At 70.8% G+C, this 2,246-nt stretch carries 1 protein-coding gene; it reads right to left on the bottom strand.

The features are described from left to right. On the bottom strand, positions 1-2,246 hold a 2,246-nt coding region (locus GRC12_RS43750; protein ID WP_208785993.1), incomplete at both ends, for a condensation domain-containing protein.

Here is a 2,246-nt window from a genome sequence, read left to right on the forward strand (position 1 = left end):
ACAACCCACCCCGAACCCCCCGCACAACCCCCTGCCACCCCGACAACACCAACTCCCGCTCCCCCACCCCCAACACATCCACCTCAGACACACGACATCCACCCCCACTGCCCACCACCCACTCCAACACCCGCACCAGGCGCTGGACGAGCGATTCGGCGGTCGCTCGGTCGAAGACGTCGGTGCTGTACTGGAGTGCGCCGCGGAGGCCGCCCGGGGTGCCGGTCGTGCTGTGGGACTCGGCGAAGGAGAAGCCGAGGTCGAACTTGACGCGGTGCGTCTCCACCGGCTCGTGGTGGACGGTGAGACCGGGGAGCTTGGCGATCTCGTCGAGTGCCTCTGTGGGGCCGGCGTTGTTGAGGTTGAGCATGGTCTGGAAGAGGGGGTGCCGGGCGAGCGAGCGCTCCGGGTTGACCGCCTCCACCAACCGCTCGAACGGCAGATCCTGATGCGCGTACGCCGAAAGGTCCACCGCCCGCACCCGCTCCAGCAACTCCCCGAACGTCGGATCACCCGAGACGTCCGTACGCAGCACCAGCGTGTTCACGAAGAACCCGACCAGCTCGTCCAGCGCGTCATCCGTACGACCCGCGATCGGCGTCCCCAGCGGGATGTCCGTCCCCGCACCCAACCGCGACAGCAGGGTCGCCAGGCTCGCCTGGAGCACCATGAAGAGGCTCGTGCGGTGGCCGCGTGCCATGCGGGTGAGGCTGTCGTGCAGGTCGGGCGGCAGCTCGAAGGTGACGACGTCGCCGCGGTAGGAGGCCACCGCCGGTCGCGGACGGTCGAAGGGCAGGGGCAGCTCCTCGGGCAGCCCCGTCAACGTCTGCTTCCAGTGGGTGAGTTGGCGTGAGATCTCACTGTCAGGATCGTCCTCGGCGCCGAGGACCTCGCGCTGCCACAGGCTGTAGTCGGCGTACTGCACCGGTAACGGAGCCCACTCCGGAGCGGAGCCGGCGACCCGGGCCGCGTACGCGGCCGTCAGGTCGCGGGCCAGCGGGGCCCGTGACCATGCGTCGGTCGCCACATGGTGGGTGAGGAGCAGCAGGACGTGTTCTTCGTCGGCGACCTCGAACAGTGAGGCCCGCAGGGGCGGTTCGGTGGTCAGGTCGAAGGGCTCTCCCGCTGCTCGGGTGAGGTCGGCGGACAGACGGCTCGCGTCCGAGGGGACAACGGTGAGGGTGGGGCGAACCCCGTCGAGCACGATCTGGAACGGACCCTCGGCGTCCTCCGCGAAGACGGTCCGCAGGGTTTCGTGGCGTGCGGTGAGGTCGGCGAGGGCGTTCTCCAGGGCCGTGCGGTCGAGGGTGCCGGACAGGCGCAGGGCGACGGGTGAGTTGTAGGCGGCGCTGGGGCCCTCGAAGCGGTGCAGGAACCACAGGCGGCGCTGGGCGTGGGACAGGGGCAGCCTGACCGGACGCGGGTGCACCGCGGTGACCGGGGTGCGGGCGGCACCGTTTCCGGTGTCGAGGGCGCCGGAGAGGCCGGCGACGGTGGGAGTCTCGAAGAGCTGGCGGATGGACAGTTCCGCGCCGAGGACGGTGCGGATGCGGCTGACGAGTTTGGTGGCGAGCAGGGAGTGGCCGCCCAGGGCGAAGAAGTCGTCGTCGATCGTCACGCTCTCGACACCCAGGACTTCGGCGAACAGGGTGCACAGGATCTCCTCGCGCGGCGAGCGCGGCGACCTGCCGTCCTGCGACTGCGGCCCGTAGTCGGGCGCCGGCAGGGCACGGCGGTCCAGCTTGCCGTTCGGGGTCAGCGGGAAGGCGTCCAGGGTCACGAACGCCGACGGCACCATGTAATCCGGCAGTTGGGCGGACGCGTGAGCGCGCAGGTCGTCCGCGGTCACGGGGGTGCCGGCGGTGGCCGCGTAGGCGACGAGCCGCTTGTCGCCGGGCTGGTCCTCGCGGAGCAGGACGGCGGCCTGGGTCACGTGCTCGTGGCCGGCGAGGACGGCCTCGATCTCACCCAGTTCGATGCGGTAACCACGCAGTTTGACCTGGCCGTCGCCGCGGCCGACGAACTCCAGCTCGCCGTCGTGGTTCCAGCGCAGGACGTCACCGGTACGGTACATGCGGGAGCCGGGTGGGCCGTAGGGGTTGGCGACGAAACGCTCGGAGGTCAGGGCCGCGCGCCGCCAGTAGCCGCGGGCCAGGCCGGTGCCCGCGATGTACGCCTCGCCGGGGACGCCGGGGGGGACGGGACGCAGTCCGCTGTCGAGGACGTAGACCTGGGTGTTCCAGAAG

Origin of the sequence: Streptomyces griseorubiginosus, from assembly GCF_017614965.1 — a bacterium.
Classification (GTDB): Bacteria; Actinomycetota; Actinomycetes; order Streptomycetales; family Streptomycetaceae; genus Streptomyces; species Streptomyces griseorubiginosus_B.